Origin of the sequence: Nonomuraea sp. NPDC050404 (assembly GCF_040655495.1) — a bacterium.
In the GTDB taxonomy this organism is placed as follows: Bacteria; Actinomycetota; Actinomycetes; order Streptosporangiales; family Streptosporangiaceae; genus Nonomuraea.
This window is the reverse complement of record NZ_JBFAKB010000009.1, coordinates 287,859-307,397: the sequence shown is the minus strand read 5'-3', so window position 1 is coordinate 307,397 and position 19,539 is coordinate 287,859. Positions and strand designations below refer to the sequence as shown.

The following is a 19,539-nucleotide window of genomic DNA, read 5'->3' as shown; positions in this document are numbered from 1 at the left end:
TAGAGTTGGGGCCGTGACTATTCGGGTTCTCATCGCCGACGACCAGCAACTGGTACGCACCGGCTTCCAGATGATTTTGGACGCTCAACCGGACATGGAGGTCGTGGCCGCGGTAGCGGACGGCGCCGACGCCGTGTCGGAGGCCAGGCGGCTGCGGCCGGACGTGTGCCTGCTCGACATCAGGATGCCCAAGCTCGACGGGCTGGAGGTGACCCGGGTGCTGGCGGGCCCCGGCGTGGAGAACCCCATGCGGGTGGTCATCGTCACCACCTTCGACCTCGACGAGTACGTCTACGGCGCCCTGCGCTCCGGCGCCACCGGCTTCCTGCTCAAGGACAGCGGCCCCACGCTGCTGATCGAGGCGGTCAGGGCCGCGGCGGCGGGCGACGCGCTGGTGTCGCCGTCGATCACCGTACGGCTGCTGCAGCACCTGACCCACCCCCGGCGCACGGCCGGACTCCCGGTGAACGATCCGCTGACCGACCGCGAGCTGGACGTCGTGCGCCTGGTGGCCAGGGGACGCTCCAACCAGGAGGTGGCCGCCGAGCTGTTCGTGTCACTGTCCACCGTCAAGACACACCTGGGCAGCATCTTCGCCAAACTCGGCGTACGCAACCGGGTCGAAATCGCTGCCTGGGCATGGGAATCCGGCGTGGTGAGCTGATTAACAGAGGGGCTCCCGGGATACAAGTTAATCAGAAGCTCAGCGCATGGCCCGGGGGGAGAACAACGTGCGCTACACCCAGGCATCGCCCACCAGAGCCGCCTCCGCCGTCTACGTGACCCTCACCGCCCAGCTCCTCTCCATCGGCGCCCTCGTGATCTTCGAGCTGTCCCGCGGCCGGCAACTCGCGGCCGAACTCGCCGCGTTCGGCGGCCGGCCCGTCGGCGCCGACGCCGAGGCGGTGGTAGGGGCGGTGACAACGTTCGCGGTGCTCATGATGCTGGTAGCCGGCACCACCGTCGCCGCTGCCGCCGCCTACGTGACCTGGCTGGTACGTGCCAGACAGGCCAACGACCGCTCGGCCGCGACGGCCCCGGTGGCGGCGGCCTGGCTGATCCCCGGCCTCAACCTGATCGCCCCCGCCGTCCTGGTCGACGAGGTCTGGCGCCGCACCCGCCCACCGGCCGGCCGCCGGGGCCGGTGGCTGACACTGCTGACGGGCTGGTGGCTGAGCTGGCTGGCCACACTCGCCCTGGTGACGATCCGACTGCCCCTCGACTCCTCCTCCGGCGACCTTACGGGGGTGGGGGTGCTGGAGCTGGCATGCGCGTGCGTGGCCGCCCTGCTGTGCGCGAGCACCGTACGCGAACTGACCACGCTGCAACGCACGGGCCGCTCCACCTGGACCCTCGAACCCGCCCCGGTCCAGACCTTCGCACCCCAGCCCACCCCGACCTCGGGCTCGACCGCGGTGAGCGGCACGAGCTGACCGGTTCACGGTTCACCACACGGATGGCCCACGTCCCGCACATCACGCTGTCCCGCCGGTGAACCGGAGGAGCGTTTTCCTGAAGAATCAGCAGTGTCCGCAGACCGACGATGAGAGATCGTTACGAACCTAGATGAGACCGAGGTCAGCCTAGGTCGTCGAACTCGCCATCCTTGAAACCCTCAGCGAACGCGTCCCACTCGGCCTTCGTGAAGGCGAGGATGGGGCCATCAGGATCTTTCGAATCGCGAACCAGGAATAGGCGATCAGTCGTCTCACTTTTGCCGAGTGGGAGAAGCCGAGCGTCCACGGCGGCCACCTCGACGCAGTTTGCGCCATTGCCACTACGCCTGCTCTTGCGCCACGCCACGCCGGTCAAGTCCACCTGGACACCTGGGCTCTCTGTGTGCAACCGGACACCCTTCCTCACCATGACCGCTTGGCCATGCTCAAGATCAGCGCCTTCGACTCGTCGGGATCGAGGGCCATTGCTCGGAGATGGTCAAACGCGAGGGTATAGCGGTAAATTTCCACTTCACTCTCCACATACAGGCTACTCGTCATGCTCTCGACATACACCACTTGAGGGTCGTAGGGCTCGCGAAATTCCATGACGGCGAACTGTCCAGCGGTCGCCGGATGGGCACCTTTGACAGACGGAAGCACCTGAACGATGACGTTGCCTCGCTCTGCCTGCTCCACAAGCTTGGCGTACTGCGCGGCCATAACTTCCGGGCCGCCCACCTGTTGCTGCAACGCCGCCTCGCTGATGATCGTCCAAAGGGTAAGCGGGCTGTCCTCCTGCGCAAGGAGGAGTTGCCGAGTCGTGCGGACTTCCACACGCCGTTGGATCTCCGCTGGAGGGGACAGCGCCATGAGAGCCGCCCGGATGATCTCACGGGCATAGTCCTCGGTCTGAAGAAGCCCGTTGATGATGAGTGGGTCGAAGCTGCGCAGGGATGCCGCCTCAGCCTCCAACTCGATATAGGTGGCGTAGTCGCTGGGCGTGGAGTCGGCGTAGGCATCCCACCAGCCGCGCTTGCGGGCGGCGCGAGCGAGCGCATGCAACGCCATGCGCCGATCCTCGTCTGCGCCATAGAGATCAAGCATGGCTGTTAGATCGGGTGCATTGATCCCGGTGCGCGCAGTCTCGATACGCGAAACCTTGGCAGTGGACCAGCCCAGGCGTTCAGCGGTGGCCTCAATGGTCATTTCGCTTCGCTCGCGCAGCCTACGAAGCTCGCCCGCCAGACGTCGGCGTCGGACTGTCGGACCTCGTCCCACCATCACGATCTCCAGCATCTCGACTGAAGGGTTATGTCAGCACGCATCGTAGCGTGTCATTTGCCCTGTCGACTCGGCATGTAAATTTACAGATTCTCTTGCACGCTGGGACTACATGGTGCAGCATCGGACGCAGTTAAGGAGCCAAGACCGCCCCGAGCCAAGCCTGCGACGGCGTGGCTTCACGAGCAGACGAGAGGTCCTTCATGGCTGTCAGTAGTCACGATGTGCAACGCCTCGCTCACCTGATGCGCCTCGACAAAGGACTGGCCGACCTCGGCCTGAACTCCAAGCTCGACTTGCGGCGAGTCGGCATCGCCCTGCCCTCGATAAGGGTCCGCGCCAAGATCCGGCGCGGGCGTTGGATCTATACGTGGGGGCCGCGGCCCTGGTGCCGAGTGGACGCCGAAGACGCAGGCGCTGTGCAGCGGGTTCATCGCGCAGCGTGGTGGTTGTAATGGGGCAGCACGTGGGTGGCTTTTGGCTGCCGGGGATCGCGGCGTCGGTGACGGTGGCGCGGCACTGCGCGAGAGTGGTTCTTCGCGTGTCGGTCGGCGATGCCATCGACGATGTATTGCTAGTGCTCACCGAGTTGGTTGGGAACGCCGTCAAGCACACCCGGTCCGGATGGCCGGGCGGTCAGGTGCGGGTGGAGTTCGAATTGGATCGTTCCAATAGCCTGTGGGTGAGGGTGATCGATCAGGGGTCGATGCAGGTGCCCTTTCCGCGTACACCGACCGCTGCGATGAAGGAGAACGGGCCGATCAAGGAGTCCGGGCGTGGGCTCCACCTGGTCGAAAGCCTTGCCAAGGAGTGGGGCGTGTGCTGGCCCAGACAGGGTTGCGTGGTGTGGGCGCTCATGGATGTGCCCTCATCGGAGGAGCAGGTTCGGGAGATCTCAGGTGCAGGGATCGATCAAGCCGGGATCAGAGCGGGCTCCGGGAGTGGTGGGCATGTGGCCGGAGCGGACGGAATGGATCCGGCAGCGTCCCTCTATGAGGGCTTGTGCGCCGCCGCCCGCCACCGCCAGTCGGATGGCAGGAGGTCATGACCGCTGCCGCGCCGCCACGGTTGCGGGTGCCGTATATCACCGCGTACAGCGAGGAGGCACTATCGCATCCGCTGATGTTCGTACCGGACCCGGGGGCCACGGATGGGAGACGGCTCAGCTACGCCGACGCCGTACGAGAGGACTTCCAGTTTGGCGTGCTGTGGGCACGTCATGGGCTGCACCGGGGAGGCCGGCCGGAGTGGAAGATGGTCAACTCCATACGGCAACGTCGCTGCATGATGCACCTGTTGTGCCAGGTGTGCGGCCGTTCGGCGGCTGAGCCGAACGGCCGTATCCCGTGGCTGGTGGCTGACGACCTGGACGACGATCCTGCCGTCAAGGGCTACACCAACGCGCCGCCGACCTGCGCCGCCTGCGCCCCGGAATCGGTGGCCGCGTGCCCGCGCCTGCGGCAGGGTGCAACTGTCTACACGGCTGGCCGGGCGGAGCCGTACGGAGTGCTGGCCAACGTCCTGCGCCCATCTCGCGGCAAGATCATCACCGTGGAACGTCATCGCGTGATCCCGCTGGATGCCTTCCATCTGCTGGAGTACGCACTCGCCGTGCAGCTCGTCGTCACTCTGGACGATCTGCAACCCGCCTCGCTCCCTTCGGCAAGATCCGAAGAAGTCCCGAGCCCGGAGTGAGGTGTTGGGCCGGCTCCTGCCGAGGATGGCCCTGGGACGCATCTCGCTCCGGATGGCGGCAACGCGGTTGACGCTCCTCTTGTAGGGGGTTGAGCGCCCGCGTTGCCGCCCTCTACCCCTCTTGTCGGACAGAAGCTGCTCTGCGTTGATCGTCGCCGAGCGGGAACTGGTTGGCACATGACTCACGAGATAAAGATCCATCAATACCCTACTGGGACATTGGTGGGGAAAGTTGATTATTGATTCCTGGGAGGCCATTTCGGCCTAGCCGCAGAAACAACAAGCGCATCACATACGAATGCCTTATTATCGCCATAGGTATACGTGAGGGGAGCGACGCAAAGAAGATTATCTACTACGACTGGACGGGCTGGCATCGTTTGCGTAGCGTCCAAACTGTCGGTCGGAGGGGAGAGTCATAATGATTGTTTCTGAAATCCGGGCAATTGAAGCCCGCGACCTCAAGGGAAGAACCCCCCATGGCGATCAAAGTGCTGGAAATTGAGCTGACCGGCCGCTGCCCTCTTCAGTGCGGACACTGTTATGCCAGCTCTAGCCCTCTGGGGACGCATGGAAGCATGACGGCTGCCGACTGGTCGGACGTCATCACCCAGGCGGCAAGCCTGGGGATTGCGCAAGTCCAGTTCATCGGCGGAGAGGCAACGATTCATCCTGCCTTTCCCGCTCTTCTGCGGCATGCCGTGGATGTGGGTTCGTCCGTGGAGGTCTTCTCCAATCTGCTCAACATCCGCCATTCGTGGTGGGAGGAGCTATTCACTCTGCCTGGCGTATCCCTCGCCACCAGTTACTACAGTGACGATCCCGAAATGCATGATCGGATAACGACACGTTCAGGCAGCCACGCCCGGACACGGGCCAACATCATCGAAGCGGTACGCCGCAGCATCCCGATTCGAGCGGCCATTGTCGAGATGTTCCCAGATCAACGGGTAGGAGGTGCCATCGCCGATCTCAAAGCACTGGGCATCACCAGGATCGGCACGGACCGGATCAGGGGCATCGGTCGCGGGACAACGACGACGACGCCCGAGGTCGGGCAGCTCTGCGGCAAGTGCGGACGGACCAAGGTCGCCATCAGCCCGGACGGGGAGGTGTGGCCGTGCGTCATGGCGCGATGGATGTCAGCGGGCAACGTGAAGGCGAGCCCACTCGGTGACATCCTCGCGGGGGACCTGTGGCGGCAACTCGTCTCCGCCATCCCGCCGTCACCTCATACGATGGCGTGCAACCCTGAGTGCAAGCCCAGCACGGGGGACGGTTCGGACTGCTCGCCGGCAGAGACCGAGGCGTGCGATCCGTCCTACTGTGACCCAGACCTGTAGGGGAACCACATGACGTGGCAAGCGCGCGCTGCGCAGCTCGCGGTCGAGGTGGCATCAGCAGGGTCGCGCTGGCGCGAGCCGGTCACGTCCACGCCCCGGCATGTCTTTGTGCCCCGCTGGTGGGACACACCTCCCGGGGGCGAGTTCGGGCACTGGGAGCTGCACGACGGCGCTGAGGACGAGGAGAGCTGGTTCGCGACGGCGTACAGTGACCAGACGATGATCACGGAGGTCGCGGGCAAGCACGCCGATCACGCGGATCCCGGCAGCGTCGTGTCCGGGCGTCCGACGTCATCGGCCACCTTGCCGAGTCTGGTGGTCCGCATGCTGCGGCACGGTGAGGTCTACGACGGGGCGCGGGTGCTCGACGTGGCGACGGGATCGGGATACAGCGCGGCGTTGTTGTCGCGGTTGCTCGGAGACGGCCTTGTGACCAGCATCGATGTGGAGCCGTACCTGGTCGAGGCGGCTTCGGCGCGCCTGGATTCGATCGGGCTGCATCCCAAGGTCGTCACCTGCGATGCCACCGGTCCGCTGCCGGGGGAGTTCGATCGCATCGTGTCGATGGTGTCGGTACGTCCGATTCCGCCGAGCTGGCTGGTGGCGCTGAGGCCGGGTGGGCGGCTCGTCACCGTGATCGCGAATACCTCGTTGATCGTGACGGCCATGAAGACGGCGGACGGCAAGGCCGTGGGGCATATCGCGCGGGATTGGGCGATGTTCATGCCCACGCGTTCCGGTGGCGACTATCCACCCCGGCTGCAGGAGCTGTTCGGCCGCGCGCAAGAGGAAACGGGTGAGCAGGTGAGCCGTGGCCGCTACCCGGTGGTGGATGCCGGGAGCGCGTGGGAGCTGAGGTCCATGTTGGAGGTCATGACCTCGGGCGGTATTCAGCACGGTTATGAGGAGGGCGAAGACGGGCGACGGACAGCCTTGCTGGTGCATGCGGATGGCTCATGGGCACGGGCCGAAGCGCACGGTGCCGAGTTGCCAGAGATCCATCAGTCCGGTCCGCGCCGCCTCTGGGACATCCTCGATGACATCCGTGAACATTGGCTGATCAACGGCGCGCTGCCGTTGCATGGGGCGCGAGTGTTCATCCAGCCGGACGGTGCCATCCGCCTCGCCCGAGGCGGATGGCGCAAGGTCGTTCGCTGACGTGCCCGCCATCCCTTCTCCAGGTCTCTAGTGGAGATACGCGACCAGGCGGGAGTGGAGAGGCCGGCGGAAGGGCCGTAGGCCACCCCTTGGGGCGAGCGTGAGCGAGTTCCGCCGGCCTCTCCACGGCTGTTCATGATCAACCGGTGTTGAGCCCATGCCGGACCTCGGCTAAGTGCCCGTCTACAAGCTGATCCCTGTGTTTGCGGCGTGGGTCGATATCGGGCGAAACTGTGACGTAGAGAGAATTTCCTGAGAACTTTAGGTGCGCCCGCCGCCGAGTCGAGTCGAAACTTCCCGGTGACCGGCGCTTCCATTTTTTTCCAGCCAGAGTTCAAGCGTATATTCGATGTTTTCCGGCAGATCGAGGTTCCTGAATCCTTCGTCCCCCTCCTCTGCACACCTGGTGTAATCCGTGCCTCTTTTCCAGAGTTTCACGCACGCATATTCATACGGGTGGTCGTTATCGGATATCTGCAGCTTTTCCCCTTCGGCCCAAAACGTCGCCTGGACCCGGTTGTTGTTGTCACGGGTTTTCAGCACCAGGGTAGTGCTGATCCCTCCCTTGTCGCTGTCTTCTTTCCGGTGGTAATTATCGCTGTACCAGCCCTTGGCGGAAACCGCAGCCGCAGCCGGACCAGCCGCTGGGATCGCCGAACTCACACAGAGCGCGAATCCGGCCGTTGCCAGAGCGGATATTTTCCCTAGGCGCACGACACATCCTTCACCGTTCGTTTTGGTTGGACTGGGATAAATGCTAGCGGTAGCCGTTATATATCTGATATAGATCGGATATGTGCTCCAAGTCCGGGGCCCGCGGAAGAGCGCGTGACACGAGAACGGGCGCTCCCGAGAACGGCCCCCGAAGCCGCACGCGCAGCTGGGAACCTTTCCGAGGATTGGCCAGATTTTTCTTGAATGCAACCCCACAGCGGGCAATGGGGATAGATTGAAGACGAAACGGGAGCACCGATATCGGCCGCCATTGCCGATCTTCTGTTGGAGAACAGCAAATGAACATCCCGCAGACGTCCAACGCGTCTCCGCCGCCGAGAAACGCTCTGGCCGCTATTTTCGAAAACTCGCCGTGGCAGCATGCGATCGAATCCGTCGCACGTGAACTTTTCCTCGGAAAGGCGGTCCTACAGAGCGCGGAGTATGGGGATCGCTGGGAGGTCATCCGGCGCGAGGACATGAGTACGGTTGACTGGCTGCGACTGGTCTACCGTGATGCCACTTGGGTCACCCAGGTGAACGGCGTCATGGCGGAGCAGGCGACCGGCCGAATGTCGGGCGTGCCCACCTCCTCGTCCACCATGCCCAGCCTGGTTGTCCGGATGCTGGAGGCCGCCGAGATCCGCGAGGACGACAAGGTATTGGAGATCGGAACAGGAACCGGATACTCCACCGCTCTGATGTGCCACCGGCTCGGCGACGGCAAGGTGACCTCGATCGAGTACGACCCTGTGGTAGCCGCTCGCGCTCACGATGCGATCCAGGCCGCCGGATACGCACCGACGCTCGCTGTGGGTGACGGCCTGGCGGGGTATGCGGATAACGCCGAATACGACCGCCTGATCACCACTTGTTCCGTCCGCTACATCCCGGTTCCTTGGATATGGCAGGTACGCGATGGTGGGACTGTCACGACCCCGATGGCTGGATGGATGGGAGGCGTCGCCTTCGCTCACCTGACCCTCGACGACGCCGGTAATGCGAACGGACGCTTCCTCAGCGATGACCTCTATTTCATGACCGCGCGTCCGCACCTACCTCATCCCCTGGCGTCTACTTTGATGCCGCGAGGAGAGCCACGAGAGAGCAGGATCGATCCGAGGATCCTTGATGACAGCACAGGATTGTTCGTGGCCCAGTTGGGCGCACCATCGGCCCAGCGTGCAGGTCTGGGAGACGAGACAATTCTGCTCGATGTCGCCACCGGCTCACAGGCGAGCACCCGTAAAGCCGAGGGTGGGGGGTGGGTAGTGCAGCAGCATGGCCCGCTGCGTCTTTGGGATGCGGTTGAGGACGCCATAGGGATATGGCAGCAAGCGGGCTCCCCCCATCAATCCGGCTTCGGATTGACCGTCACTCCAAGCTGGCAGCGTGTCTGGCTGGGCGATGTTGACGGCCCCTCCTGGGATCTCCCCGCCTGACCGACCTATGAGCAGCCTCGCGGACCTGCTCGACGTGCCGGGCGGGCAGCTCAGCGCGGCAGCACATATCCTCGGACGCGCACATCGGGTCGGCGACCACGCCGAGCTGGGACATCCGGTCCGCGAGCATGCGCGCCGGCTTCCGAACACGGCGGAAAGAGGGTAGACGTGCTGTTGACGCGGCTGGAACTTCCCCGCCCTCCAGAAGACTGGTCCGCCGCCCTTCCTCTGGTCCGTCATCTTGAAACGCACGGGCTGACCTTCACCGATCGAGTGACGTTCCTGGTGGGTGAGAACGGGTCAGGAAAGTCCACCTTGGTGGAGGCCATCGCTGATGTCTGTGGCATCAATTCCGAGGGCGGCAAGGCGGGTACGAGATACGCCTCGGCGGGGATGCCCTCTCCGCTGGGAGAAGCACTCAACGCCGATTTGACCACGGACGGGCTGCGACTTCTGCGCGGTCCTCGGCGCAAGCGACGGGGATTCTTCTTCCGCGCCGAGACGCTCTTCAACCTGGGACAGAGCGTGTCCGGCATGCACGGATTCTGGGAGGAGGACCTCACGGAGCAGTCCCACGGAGAGGGATTCTTCACGGTCCTCGACCGCATGATGTCCGGCCCAGGTCTCTACCTGCTGGACGAACCCGAAGCGGCATTGTCGTTCCGCTCCTGCCTTCGCCTGCTCGCTCTCATGGACCGTGTCTCACGTGAGGGCGGTCAGATCATCTGCGCGACACACTCACCCATCCTGGCCGGCCTTCCCGGAGCGCAGATCAACGAACTGAATGAGCACGGCATTCAGACCACGGAGTGGGAGAAGCTCCAGTTGGTTGACGACTGGCGGCGCTTTCTGGCCAAGCCGGACTTCTACCTGCGATACGTGCTGGAAAACGACTGACCCACGCGGACGGCCCACGTTGCGCACGTAACGGCGGCGCGCCGGGGAACCGGAGGAGCGTTTCCTGGATGGAGGCCGGCCACGTGCGGTGGGTGGCGTGACGTCGGCTGTGCCGTACAAGATGAATGATCAAGCAGCGGGACCGGAGCTGCCCGGGCTGGCGTGCCAGAGTTGGCGGGGCGGGGTGGCGGGGGCGAGGTCTGAGTACGGGGAGAGGCGGAAGCCGTTGGCGTACTCGATCGGGCGGCCACCGACGCCCGCCAGGTCCTCAGGAGCCCGGTCGATCACGGCGCGGACCGCATCGATGCCCCGGGAGCGCCAGAGTGCGTCCAGGTCGGCCAGGTTCCAGCAGTCCACGGCCCGCATCGAGACCGCTCGCGGCCCGGTGCGTCTGATCACCCCTCTGGCCAGCATGAGCCACGAGCCGAACACGGTCGCCGCGCAGTGCCCCTGCACCGACTCGAAGAACGTCAGGTCGACCGGCCCGGTCGAGTCGTCGAGCGTGGTGAAGATGACGCGCTGGCCCGAGCGCACGGCCGGGGTCTGGGTCGCCACCTTGACCCCGGCGACCAGGATCTCCGCCCCGTTGCGCTGGGCGAGCAGGTCCCTGGAACGCACCACCCCCAGCGCGTCCAGCAGGTCCTCGTGGAAGCTGATGACGTGCCGGCTGATGTCGACGCCGAGGATCTCCAGCTCGGCCTCGACCATCTCCGTCTCGGTCATCTCGGGCAGCTCCCCCGGCGGCAGTCGCTCGCCGAACCCGAGCGGCAACTGGACCGCCGGAGGAGCCACGTTCTGAGAGAGATCCATGTGAGAGCTGTAGCGCTTGGACTTGCGCGGGCCGGCTCGCACGCCGATCCCCGAAGCCCGGTCGAGCACGCCGACCTGGGCGATCAGGTCGCGGCGGGTCAGCTCGCCGGGCTTCCAGCGAGGCCCGCCCGGGTGCAGGTCGTGCAGCGCGTCCAGGCCGCCGACCTGCACGATCCGCTCGATCGTGGGCCGTGAGGGGCGGGCGCGGTCCCAGAAGTCGGCCAGTGAGGTGTACGGCTGCCCCGCCACCATGCGTTCGACCTCGGCCTCGCTCACGCCCTTGATCGCCGAGAACGGCACCCGCAGCGCGTACCCCTTACCGATCTCCCCGATCTTGAACTCCCTGGAAGAGCGAGGAGCGCCTTCGAGGTCGGCGGGGCGGACCCGGACCTGGACGCGCGGCCCCAGCCGCTCCACCCGCCAGTCCCTGCCCGACTTGTTGATGTCCAGCGGCAGGATCTTCACCCCGCACTGCCTGGCCTCGTCGATGATGACGCGCGGCGGGTACATGCCGGGCTCGTGCGTGAGCACCCCCGCGAAGAACGCCGCCGCGTGGTGCCGCTTGAGCCAGGCCGACTGGTACGTGGGCAGCGCGAACGCCGCCGCGTGCGCCTTGCAGAACCCGAAGGCCCCGAACGCGTCCAGCACCTTCCAGGCCCGCTCCACGGCCGCCTCGTCGAACCCGCCGGCCTTGGCCAGGGGGACGAAGGTCCTGCGCACCCGCTCGCGCCCCTCGGGCGTGTCCAGGGTGCGCCGCAGCTTCTCGGCGAAGGACAGGTCGCGCCCGGTCATCACCGAGATGATCTTCAGCACCTGCTCGTGGAAGACCACGACGCCGTGCGTCTCCTTCAGCGCCTCGCGCAGCCGCTCGTGCGGATAGTACGGCTGCCGCCACCCGTGCCTGGCCTCCAGGTAGGGGGTGACCATGTCGGAGTTGACCGGCCCCGGCCTGAACAGCGAGATGTCCACGATCAGGTCGTGCATCCTGCGCGGCTCCAGCTTGGCCACCAGCTCGCGCTGACCCGGCGACTCGATCTGGAAGCAGCCCAGGGTGCGGGAAGCGCAGATCATGTCGTAGGTCTCCTGGTCGTCGTGCGGCACGTACTGCACGGAGGGGTCGTCGCCGTGCTGGGTGTCCAGTTCGACCGTGACGTCGTCCACCCGCTTGACCTCGCTCAGCGCGTACGCCAGCGCGGACTGCATCCGCACCCCCAGCACGTCGAGCTTGAGCAGCCCGGCCTCCTCCACGTCGTCCTTGTCGAACTGCGACATCGGGTACCCCAGCAGGCTGCGCTCCACCGGCGTGCGGTCGCGCAGCCCCGCGTTGCCGATCAGCACGCCGCACGGGTGCAGCGCGATGTGCCTGGGCAGGCCGTCGAGCCTTTCGGCCAGCCGGAACACCCGGTCGAGCCCGGCCTCGCCGAGCCGGCTCTCGCGCAGCTCTGGCAGGTCCTCCAGGGACGCGGTGATCTGCCTGGCCCTGATGTGCGGGAACGCCTTGGCGATGGCGTCGATCTCGTGCGGCGGCAGGCCCATCGCCCCGGCGACGTCGCGGATGGCGCTGCGCGCGCGGTAGGTCTCCATCATGGACACGCAGGCCACCCGGGACTCGCCGTAGCGGTCGAAGATGGCCTGGTAGCAGTCGAGGCGGCGGGCCGACTCGACGTCCACGTCGATGTCGGGCAGCCCGATGCGGCCCTCGGACAGGAAGCGCTCCATGAGCAGGCCGTGCTCGATCGGGTTCACCTCGCCGATGCCGATGAGGTAGTTGACCAGGCTGCCCGCGCCCGAGCCGCGGATGGCGCAGCGGATGCCCATGCCACGGATCATGTCGGTGATGCCAGCCACTGCGATGAAATATCCGGACAGGCGCTTGCGCTCGATGATCGCCATCTCGTCCCGCAGGCGTTCCCTGACCTCGCCGGAGCCGAAGCCGGAGCCGGAGCCGGAGCCCGAGCCCGAGCCGTCGAGGCCGCGCCTGAACAGGCCGTCCTCCACCCGGTGACGCAGCAGCGGCACCGGGTCGCGGCCGATCTCCGGCAGGTGCAGGTCGGGCGGGTCGTTGCGGAGCGCGAGCAGGTCGAGCGGCTCCATCGCGCACGCCTCCGCCAGCCGCCTGGTGGTGTACAGCAGCCGGGCCACCCGCTCCTGGTCCGCGCCGCACACCTTGGCCGCCACCTGCCGCATCTCCTTGGTGCCCTTGAGGTAGGCGTGGGAGGTGGTGCGGTCGAGGTGGCGCGGGTGCAGGGGAACGAGTTGGCGGGCCGCGTCGAGCACGTCGCCCACCTGGTGGTCGGCGGGGTCGAGATAGCGTACGGCGTTGCTCAGCACGGCGGGCACGCCCATGGACTCGGCCAGCCCGAGCATCCGCACGGCGGTGATGGCGTCGCGGAAGCCGTACTGGTCGACCAGTTCGACCACCACGCCGGGCACCGCGGCGCGCCACAACCCCAGCAGCGTCCTGGCGTGCTCGTCGCGCCGCTCGGCCACCGCGCGGCCCACGTCGGACCTGGGCCCGAGCAGCACCACGAGCCCGTCCTCCGCGCCGAACCCATGCTCGCCGGGGCCGCCCGCCCACTCGCCGACCAGCTCGCGGGTCACCCTGGGCTCGCCCCGCTCCCCCACGTGGTGCGCGGCCGTGACCAGGCGGGCCAGGCGGGACCAGCCCTTGCCACGGGACAGCACGGTGACGCGGTCCTCGGCTCCCGGACCGGTCCTGGGGCGCGGTGCGCGCAGCCCCGGCACCGGGGTGAAGGCCGAGGCGGGGACGTCGAGCGCCAGGTTCACGCCGAGCACCGGCGCGATCCCGGCCTCCGCGCACGCCTGTACGTGCTTGATCGCGCCGTAGAGGCCGTCGCGGTCGGTCAGCGCGAGGATGTCCATCCCGTGCTCGACCGCCCGGTTCACCAGGGCTTTCGGGAAGGCCGTGCCGAAGCGCATGGAGTAGGCGGAGGAGACGTTGAGGTGCGGGAACGGGGGCGCCATCAGTCCCACGCCCGCAGCAGCAGCCAGCCGTTGCTGGCGGTGTCGTAACGCAGCTCGTACGAGCCCGTCTCGCGTCCCGGGCTGGCCTCCACCCGCCAGAACTGGCGCTCACCGGGGTCGCCCTCGCCGGTCTTCCACCACTCGCGCGCGACCACCCACTGGTCGAGGACGCGGCGGACGAGGTAGAGCCGGTCACGCCAGACGAACTGGGTCGGCTCCCCGTCTCGCGTCCACACCTCTATCGGATCGCCATAGAGTCTGCTCAAGACGCTTCTCCCCCCGCGGCTCTGGTCGGTTTGCTGAGCCACCCGGGGGAAGGCGGGTGCTACAACTCGAACATATGTTCTCCGGCCCCGAAACGCAAGTCGCCGGCGTGCCGTACGAGGGGGTTCGCGCCGATCGAGTTGCGGATGCTGAAGGCCACGCTGCCTGCGCGGTAACGATCGTCGGAGGACTCCACGGGGCGGCCTTCGTGGGTGGTCGTGGTCCTGCGCTGGCGCAGCAGCGGGCTGCCCCGGCGCACCCCCAGCAGGCGGGCGTCCTGGGCCCCGGCGGGCACGGCGTCGATGAGATGCTCGCCATAGGCGAACACCAGGCCGATGGAGGCGTGCAGCGCCTCGGTGACCGACTCGCAGTCGGCGGGCAACTCCTCGACCGCGGGGGCCACCCACCCGGCGTACACCGTCCGTTCCAGCAACACCGGCTCGCCCTCCAGCGTGCGCACGCGCAGCACCTCCAGCACCTCCTCCGAGCCGAGCCTGGCCGGCTCGGTCCCGCCCGCGGGCCTGCGGCGCTGGGCGATCACCTGGCCGCCGAAGCGGTAGCCGTTCGCGCGGGCCCACTGGGCGAAGCTGTGCAACTCGGCGAAGCTCTGGCTGCGGGTCCTGCCGAGCACGATGCGCCTGGCCCCCTGCCGGGAGCCGACCAGGCCCTCGGCGGCCAGCACGGCCACCGCCTGGCGTACGGTGCCGCGGGCCGCGCCGTACCGCGCCGCCAGCTCCGCCTCGCTGGGGAGCTGGGAACCGACCGGATGGGCGCCGGCGATGATCTCGCCCCGCAGCTCATCGGCGATCCGTTCATAGCGCGCAACCATCACCGATCCCTCCCATTCACGAAAGAGCAACATTGATGCGACTTACTGGTGCTCGCTTGTTTGTACAAGTTCCCCTACGTTCTTGCCACACCCCCTGGAAAGTGGAGGCGACGTGTTCACACTTCGCGCCCGTGCGGCCGGCGTTGCCGCAGCCATCACCGTAGTCACCGCGGCGTGCGGCGCCGCCCCCGGCACCCAGCAGACCACCCAGGCGTCGCAGGGCGGGGCGAACGCGGTCAACGCGGCCACCGCGACCTCCGCCGCCGATTTCGGCGGCTTCGACAAGCTCGTCGAGGCGGCCAGGAAGGAGGGCGCGCTGCACGTCATCGCGCTGCCGCCCGACTGGGCCAACTACGGCGAGATCATCGAGAAGTTCCAGGCCAAGTACGGTATCAAGATCGAGAGCGAGACCCCCGACGCGGCCAGCGCCGACGAGATCAACGCCGTGAAGACCCGCAAGGGCCAGGACCGCGCCCCCGACGTGCTCGACCTGGGCCAGTCGTTCGCGATCAGCGGCGCGGCCGAGGGGCTGTTCGCACCGTACAAGGTGCAGACCTTCGACAAGATCCCCGAGGGTCAGAAGGAGCAGACCGGGCTCTGGGTGAACGACTACGGCGGGTACGTGTCCATCGGCTGCGACGCCAAGAAGATCGAGAACTGCCCGACGACGTTCGCCGACCTGCTCAAGCCCGAGTACAAGGGCAAGGTCGCGATGAACGGCAACCCGACCAAGTCGGGCTCGGCCTTCGCCGGCGTGTACGCCGCCTCCGTCGCCAACGGCGGCTCCTTCGACGACATCCAGCCCGGCATCGACTTCTTCAAGAAACTGAAGGAGGCCGGCAACTACAACCCGGTCGAGACCACCCCGGCCACCATCGAGAAGGGCGAGACCCAGATCAGCATCGACTGGGACTACAACAACGCCGCCTACGCGCCCCAGATGACGGCCAAGGGCATCGACTGGAAGGTGAACGTGCCCTCCGACGGCAGGTACTTCCAGATGTACGCCCAGGCCGTCAACAAGGACGCCCCGCACCCGGCGGCCGCCCGGCTGTGGCAGGAGTACCTCTACAGCGCCGAGGGCCAGAACCTCTACCTCAAGGGCTTCGCCCGGCCCGTGCTGCTGCCCGCGATGACGGCCGACGGCACCGTGGACAAGGCGCTGGCCGACAAGCTGCCCTCGGTCGAGGGCACGCCGGAGTTCCCGACCACCGCGCAGGTGGACGCGGCCAAGGCCAAGCTGGCCGCCGGCTGGGACGCCGCGATCTCGGGATGAACCGCTCGCGTTCAAGGGGCTGGCTGGGGGCGCTGCCGCTGCTGGCGTTCTTCGCGCTCGTGTTCGGCGTCCCCGCCGTCGTGCTGGTGGCGGGGGCGTTCACGGCGCAGGGACGGCCAAGCCTGGCCAACCTGTCGCAGAGCCTGCAGGGCGGCTACCTCACCGCCATGGCCGGCAGCGTCAAGCTGTCGGCCGTGGTGGCGCTGCTGGGCGCGGTCCTGGGCACGTTCCTCGCCCACGCCGTGGTGACCTCCCGCTCCACGCTGCTGCGCGAGGCCGTGCTGACCGCGTCCGGCGTGCTGGCGAACTTCGGCGGCGTGCCGCTGGCCTTCTTCTGGATCGCCACGCTCGGCAACGCCGGCGTGGTCAGCGGCCTGGTGGGGCTGCCCTCCGGCTCGCTGTACACGTTCTGGGGCCTGGTCGTGGTCTACCTGTACTTCTCGGTCCCGCTGATGGTGCTGGCCATGGCGCCCGCGCTGGACGGGTTGCGACCGCAGTGGCGCGAGGCGGCGGCCGGCAGCGGGGCCACCGCCTGGCACTACTGGCGCTTCGTCGGGCTCCCGGTGCTGGCCCCGGCCATGCTGGGCGGGGTGGTGCTGCTGTTCGGGTCGTCCTTCTCCGCGTACGCCACCGCCAACGCCATGGTCGGGACCGTCGTTCCGCTCGTCACCCTGAAGATCGCCAGCGCGCTGACCGGCGACGTGCTGGTCGGCTACGAGAACATCGCGCTGGCGCTGAGCCTCGACATGATCGTGGTGGCCGGGCTGGTCATGGCGATCTACCTGCCGCTGCAGAGGAGGACCTCGCGATGGCTGCACTGACCGGCCTGGAACGCGTCTCCGGCGCCCCGCCCCGGCGCACCAGGGCGTGGTGGCGCGGTGCGGTGTTCCTGCTCGCCGCCGCCTATTTCCTGATCCCGCTCGGCACCTCGTTCTGGTACACGATCTACACGCCGACCGCCGGGGTGTCGTTCGCCGCGTACGGGGAACTGCTCACGGCCGAAGGCTTCGCCGCCTCGCTGTCGCTCTCGCTCGGGCTGGCCGTGGCCACGATCGTGCTGGTGCTGCTGCTGGCGCTGCCCGCGATGCTGGCCGTGCGGCTCTTCGCGCCCCGGCTGCGGGTGGTGATGGAGGTGTTGTGCACGTTGCCGCTGGTGGTGCCGCCGATCACGTTCGTCGCCGGGATCGGCACGGCGCTGCGCGACGGGACCGACCTGCTCGCGCCGACGCCGTTCTGGGCCACGATGATCGCGGTGCAGGATCCGGGGTTCCCGGTGGTGCTGGTGCTGGCGTACGTGGTGCTGGTGCTGCCGTTCGTGTACCGGTCGCTGGACGCCGGGCTGCGCACGATGGACGTGCGGACGCTGGTGGAGGCGGCACGCAACCTGGGCGCCTCGTGGCCGTACGTGCTGGCCCGGGTGGTCGTGCCCAACCTGCGCACGGCGCTGGCCAGCGCGTCGTTCCTGACGCTGGCGCTGGTGCTGGGCGAGTACACCGTGGCCAGCCTGCTGGGCTACCAGCCGTTCGCGGTGTGGATCGTGACCGTCTCCGGCTCCAAGGGGCAACTCTCGGTCGCGGTGTCGATCCTCAGCCTGCTGCTCATCTGGCTGCTGTTGCTGGCCGTGTCCACCATTTTCAGCAAGGAGAAGGGCAAATGACCGCATCGGTGGAGTTCCGTGCGCTGCGGCGTACGTTCGGCCAGACGGTCGCGCTGGACGGCTTCGACCTGATCGTCGCACCCGGCGAGTTCGTCGCCCTGCTCGGGCCCTCGGGCTGCGGGAAGACGACGGCGCTGCGGTGCGTGGCCGGGTTCGAACGCCCGGACTCCGGAGCCGTGCTGGTGGACGGCCGCGATGTCACGAACGTCCCCGCCAACAAGCGGGACGCGGGCATGGTCTTCCAGTCCTACTCCCTCTTCCCCAACCTGAACGCCCGCGACAACGTCGCCTTCGGCCTGCGCGTACGCAAGGTACCGGTGGCCACCCGGCGGAAGAAGGCGGACGAACTCCTCGAACTCGTCGGCCTGCCCTCCCACGCCGACCGCTACCCGCACCAGCTCTCCGGCGGCCAGCAGCAACGTGTCGCGCTGGCCCGCGCGCTCGCCCTGGAGCCGCGCGTGCTGCTGCTGGACGAGCCGCTGTCCGCGCTGGACGCCAAGGTACGGGTGACGCTGCGCGAGGAGATCCGCCGCCTCCAGCTCGACCTGGGCATCACCACCATCTTCGTCACCCACGACCAGGAGGAGGCCCTGTCGATCGCGGACCGGGTGGCGGTGCTGCGGGACGGGCGGCTCGAACAGGCGGGCGCGCCCGCCGACGTCTACGACCGGCCGGCCACCCCGTTCGTGGCGGAGTTCGTCGGCACCATGAACCACCTGACCGGGCAGGTCTCCGGGAACCAGGTGACGGTGCTCGGCCAACTCCTTCCCGTGGACGGCCCCGTTCCAGCGGATCCGTCCGTGGACGTCCTGGTCCGTCCGGAGGCCGTGCAGGTCGTCCAGAATTCCGATGGTCCCGCCGAAGTGCTGGCGGCCTCGTTCCGTGGCGCCTCCGTACGGCTCAGGCTCGCGGTGGCGGGCGGGGAGGTGCTCGCGGACGTGCCCGGCCACGAGGCCGCCCGGCTCGGCCCCGGCACGCGCGTCGCGGTACGCCTGGTGGAGCGCCCCGTCCTGGTGGCGGCCCGCACGGTCACCGTCCCCTCCCCTGTCGTGGCCGCCGATGCCGTCTGAGTCCGCGAACCGGCCAGGCACCATGACGCCCGGCCCCGCCACCGTCCCGCCGGGTACCCCGCCCGACCCCGCCGCCGTCCTGCTCGACATGGACGGCACGCTGGTGGACACCGAGGGGCTGTGGTGGCAGGCGGTCGCCGCCGTCGCCGAGCCCCTCGGCCGCACTCTCACCCCCGCCGACCACCCGCACGTACACGGCCACACCGTCGAGGACGTGGCCGCCCACCTGGGCGACCCCGGCCTGACCGGCCCCCTCACCGACGCCTTCGCCGCCCGCGTCGCCCGCGACCTGACCGTGCTGCCCGGCGCCACCGAACTCCTGTCCGGCCTGGCCGCCGGCGCCATCCCCACCGCCCTGGTCACCGCCTCTCCCCGCCGGATCGTGGAGCTGGTGCTGCCCCGGCTGGGGCATGCGTTCGACCTGGTCATCGCGGACGAGGACACGGAACGAAGCAAGCCGTGGCCGGACCCGTACCTGAAGGCTGCCCGCCTCCTCGGCGCGGCACCGTCCCGATGCGTGGCCATCGAGGACAGCCCAACGGGAATCGCGGCGGCACGGGCGGCGGGCTGCCGCGTACTGGTGGTCTCACCGGAGCGGGGCCTGCCGACTCTGGCCAGAGTCCGCGCTTACCTGAGCAGTTACGGGGAATCTCTTCGTAAGAGGGCTTGAAAGTGTAGG

The 19,539-nt window shown here is 67.7% G+C and carries 19 protein-coding genes; 13 read left to right on the top strand and 6 right to left on the bottom strand.

Annotated elements, in window-relative coordinates; genetic code table 11:
* Positions 1-13: 13 nt before the first annotated feature.
* On the top strand, positions 14-664 hold the full coding sequence (locus tag AB0I81_RS26490; protein ID WP_360661477.1) for a response regulator transcription factor: 651 nt from the start codon (positions 14-16) through the stop codon (positions 662-664).
* A gap of 46 nt (positions 665-710) precedes the next feature.
* On the top strand, positions 711-1,433 hold the full coding sequence (locus tag AB0I81_RS26485) for a DUF4328 domain-containing protein (RefSeq protein WP_360661474.1): 723 nt from the start codon (positions 711-713) through the stop codon (positions 1,431-1,433).
* 145 nt (positions 1,434-1,578) lie between these two features.
* Here AB0I81_RS26485 and AB0I81_RS26480 read toward each other — a convergent pair whose 3' ends face one another.
* Positions 1,579-1,818, bottom strand: a complete 240-nt coding sequence (locus tag AB0I81_RS26480) for a DUF397 domain-containing protein (protein WP_360661472.1) — start codon at positions 1,816-1,818, stop codon at positions 1,579-1,581.
* Positions 1,819-1,859: 41 nt separating this feature from the next.
* Positions 1,860-2,720, bottom strand: coding sequence for a helix-turn-helix transcriptional regulator (locus AB0I81_RS26475; RefSeq protein ID WP_360661798.1), 861 nt, complete (start codon positions 2,718-2,720; stop codon positions 1,860-1,862).
* A gap of 454 nt (positions 2,721-3,174) precedes the next feature.
* Between AB0I81_RS26475 and AB0I81_RS26470 the strand changes: the two genes are divergently transcribed.
* The 4 genes from AB0I81_RS26470 to AB0I81_RS26455 all read left to right on the top strand — a co-directional run bounded on the left by AB0I81_RS26470 (position 3,175) and on the right by AB0I81_RS26455 (position 6,916).
* Positions 3,175-3,768 (top strand): ATP-binding protein, encoded by a 594-nt coding sequence (locus tag AB0I81_RS26470; protein WP_360661469.1) that lies wholly within the window; start codon positions 3,175-3,177, stop codon positions 3,766-3,768.
* Positions 3,765-4,415, top strand: coding sequence for a hypothetical protein (locus tag AB0I81_RS26465; protein ID WP_360661467.1), 651 nt, complete (start codon positions 3,765-3,767; stop codon positions 4,413-4,415). Before AB0I81_RS26470 ends, AB0I81_RS26465 begins: the two co-directional genes overlap by 4 nt.
* A gap of 479 nt (positions 4,416-4,894) precedes the next feature.
* Positions 4,895-5,758: a radical SAM protein gene (locus tag AB0I81_RS26460; RefSeq protein ID WP_360661464.1), complete on the top strand. Its 864-nt coding sequence runs from the start codon at positions 4,895-4,897 to the stop codon at positions 5,756-5,758.
* A 9-nt stretch (positions 5,759-5,767) separates the two neighbouring features.
* A complete protein-coding gene (locus AB0I81_RS26455) occupies positions 5,768-6,916 on the top strand; it encodes a methyltransferase domain-containing protein (RefSeq protein ID WP_360661461.1) in 1,149 nt (382 codons plus the stop codon).
* Positions 6,917-7,177: 261 nt separating this feature from the next.
* On the opposite strand, the gene AB0I81_RS26450 is transcribed toward AB0I81_RS26455, so the two are convergent.
* Complete coding sequence (locus AB0I81_RS26450; RefSeq protein ID WP_360661458.1) at positions 7,178-7,630, bottom strand: hypothetical protein; 453 nt, start codon at positions 7,628-7,630, stop codon at positions 7,178-7,180.
* 299 nt (positions 7,631-7,929) lie between these two features.
* On the opposite strand from AB0I81_RS26450, the gene tgmC reads away from it, so the two are divergent.
* The gene (gene tgmC, locus AB0I81_RS26445) at positions 7,930-9,072 is read left to right on the top strand and encodes an ATP-grasp peptide maturase system methyltransferase (RefSeq protein ID WP_360661456.1); all 1,143 of its coding nucleotides are present in this window, start codon (positions 7,930-7,932) and stop codon (positions 9,070-9,072) included.
* A 168-nt stretch (positions 9,073-9,240) separates the two neighbouring features.
* A complete protein-coding gene (locus AB0I81_RS26440) occupies positions 9,241-9,969 on the top strand; it encodes an AAA family ATPase (protein ID WP_360661453.1) in 729 nt (242 codons plus the stop codon).
* 129 nt (positions 9,970-10,098) lie between these two features.
* On the opposite strand, the gene dnaE is transcribed toward AB0I81_RS26440, so the two are convergent.
* From dnaE to AB0I81_RS26425, 3 genes are read right to left on the bottom strand one after another with little or no spacing between them, the layout of a single operon-like run.
* On the bottom strand, positions 10,099-13,764 hold the full coding sequence (gene dnaE, locus AB0I81_RS26435; protein ID WP_360661450.1) for a DNA polymerase III subunit alpha: 3,666 nt from the start codon (positions 13,762-13,764) through the stop codon (positions 10,099-10,101).
* The gene (locus tag AB0I81_RS26430; RefSeq protein ID WP_360661447.1) at positions 13,764-14,030 is read right to left on the bottom strand and encodes a DUF6504 family protein; all 267 of its coding nucleotides are present in this window, start codon (positions 14,028-14,030) and stop codon (positions 13,764-13,766) included. The genes dnaE and AB0I81_RS26430 overlap by 1 nt, the downstream gene beginning before the upstream one ends.
* A gap of 59 nt (positions 14,031-14,089) precedes the next feature.
* Positions 14,090-14,857: a GntR family transcriptional regulator gene (locus AB0I81_RS26425; protein ID WP_360661444.1), complete on the bottom strand. Its 768-nt coding sequence runs from the start codon at positions 14,855-14,857 to the stop codon at positions 14,090-14,092.
* Positions 14,858-14,969: 112 nt separating this feature from the next.
* On the opposite strand from AB0I81_RS26425, the gene AB0I81_RS26420 reads away from it, so the two are divergent.
* The 5 genes from AB0I81_RS26420 to AB0I81_RS26400 are packed head-to-tail and all read left to right on the top strand — an operon-like array spanning position 14,970 to position 19,530.
* Positions 14,970-16,133 carry an ABC transporter substrate-binding protein gene (locus AB0I81_RS26420; protein WP_360661442.1) on the top strand — a complete coding sequence of 388 codons (1,164 nt, stop codon included), beginning with the start codon at positions 14,970-14,972 and terminating at the stop codon, positions 16,131-16,133.
* Positions 16,130-16,954, top strand: a complete 825-nt coding sequence (locus AB0I81_RS26415; RefSeq protein WP_360661439.1) for an ABC transporter permease — start codon at positions 16,130-16,132, stop codon at positions 16,952-16,954. The genes AB0I81_RS26420 and AB0I81_RS26415 overlap by 4 nt, the downstream gene beginning before the upstream one ends.
* The gene (locus AB0I81_RS26410) at positions 16,942-17,790 is read left to right on the top strand and encodes an ABC transporter permease subunit (protein WP_360661436.1); all 849 of its coding nucleotides are present in this window, start codon (positions 16,942-16,944) and stop codon (positions 17,788-17,790) included. The genes AB0I81_RS26415 and AB0I81_RS26410 overlap by 13 nt, the downstream gene beginning before the upstream one ends.
* Positions 17,787-18,860 (top strand): ABC transporter ATP-binding protein, encoded by a 1,074-nt coding sequence (locus AB0I81_RS26405; RefSeq protein WP_360661433.1) that lies wholly within the window; start codon positions 17,787-17,789, stop codon positions 18,858-18,860. Before AB0I81_RS26410 ends, AB0I81_RS26405 begins: the two co-directional genes overlap by 4 nt.
* A complete protein-coding gene (locus tag AB0I81_RS26400; protein ID WP_360661430.1) occupies positions 18,850-19,530 on the top strand; it encodes an HAD family phosphatase in 681 nt (226 codons plus the stop codon). Before AB0I81_RS26405 ends, AB0I81_RS26400 begins: the two co-directional genes overlap by 11 nt.
* Positions 19,531-19,539: the final 9 nt, after the last annotated feature.

Bases quoted from the DNA above. Each gene is read 5' to 3' on its own strand.
- AB0I81_RS26485 (WP_360661474.1), top strand. From the start codon at position 711: ATGGCCCGGGGGGAGAACAACGTGCGCTACACCCAGGCATCGCCCACC.
- AB0I81_RS26475 (WP_360661798.1), bottom strand. From the start codon at position 2,720: ATGGTGGGACGAGGTCCGACAGTCCGACGCCGACGTCTGGCGGGCGAG.
- AB0I81_RS26470 (WP_360661469.1), top strand. From the start codon at position 3,175: ATGGGGCAGCACGTGGGTGGCTTTTGGCTGCCGGGGATCGCGGCGTCG.
- AB0I81_RS26465 (WP_360661467.1), top strand. From the start codon at position 3,765: ATGACCGCTGCCGCGCCGCCACGGTTGCGGGTGCCGTATATCACCGCG.
- AB0I81_RS26460 (WP_360661464.1), top strand. From the start codon at position 4,895: ATGGCGATCAAAGTGCTGGAAATTGAGCTGACCGGCCGCTGCCCTCTT.
- AB0I81_RS26455 (WP_360661461.1), top strand. From the start codon at position 5,768: ATGACGTGGCAAGCGCGCGCTGCGCAGCTCGCGGTCGAGGTGGCATCA.
- tgmC (WP_360661456.1), top strand. From the start codon at position 7,930: ATGAACATCCCGCAGACGTCCAACGCGTCTCCGCCGCCGAGAAACGCT.
- dnaE (WP_360661450.1), bottom strand. From the start codon at position 13,764: ATGGCGCCCCCGTTCCCGCACCTCAACGTCTCCTCCGCCTACTCCATG.
- AB0I81_RS26425 (WP_360661444.1), bottom strand. From the start codon at position 14,857: ATGGTTGCGCGCTATGAACGGATCGCCGATGAGCTGCGGGGCGAGATC.
- AB0I81_RS26415 (WP_360661439.1), top strand. From the start codon at position 16,130: ATGAACCGCTCGCGTTCAAGGGGCTGGCTGGGGGCGCTGCCGCTGCTG.
- AB0I81_RS26410 (WP_360661436.1), top strand. From the start codon at position 16,942: ATGGCTGCACTGACCGGCCTGGAACGCGTCTCCGGCGCCCCGCCCCGG.
- AB0I81_RS26405 (WP_360661433.1), top strand. From the start codon at position 17,787: ATGACCGCATCGGTGGAGTTCCGTGCGCTGCGGCGTACGTTCGGCCAG.
- AB0I81_RS26400 (WP_360661430.1), top strand. From the start codon at position 18,850: ATGCCGTCTGAGTCCGCGAACCGGCCAGGCACCATGACGCCCGGCCCC.